The sequence below is a fragment of the Propionispora hippei DSM 15287 genome, from assembly GCF_900141835.1.
GTDB lineage: Bacteria > Bacillota > Negativicutes > Propionisporales > Propionisporaceae > Propionispora > Propionispora hippei.
Genome location: NZ_FQZD01000001.1, coordinates 1 through 423, shown reverse-complemented (window position 1 = coordinate 423; position 423 = coordinate 1). Strand labels below are relative to the sequence as shown.

Annotated in this window: 1 rRNA gene; it reads right to left on the bottom strand. The window is 49.6% G+C overall.

Going from position 1 to position 423, the window contains the following annotated elements:
- Window positions 1-423 (bottom strand): 23S ribosomal RNA (locus tag F3H20_RS00005); the annotation flags it as partial.

The following is a 423-nucleotide window of genomic DNA, read 5'->3' as shown; positions in this document are numbered from 1 at the left end:
CGGATCTTATCATTCGCAGTCTGACTCCCAGGATTCCAGTACAGCCATTCGCAGTTTGACTGGGTTCGGTAACCGTTATGGCCCCTAGCCCGATCAGAGCTCTACCGTCTGTACTTACTTCCTGAGGCTAGCCCTAAAGCTATTTCGGGGAGAACCAGCTATCTCCACGTTCGATTGGCATTTCACCCCTATCCACATCTCATCCCAAAACTTTTCAACGTTCACGGGTTCGGTCCTCCACGCAATTTTACCTGCGCTTCAACCTGGACATGGATAGATCACTGTGGTTTCGGGTCTACAATATCTAACTAGTCGCCCTATTAAGACTCGCTTTCGCTTCGGCTCCGTGTCTTCCACTTAACCTCGCTAGATACTGTAACTCGCCGGTTCATTCTTCAATAGGCACGCCGTCGCACATATATA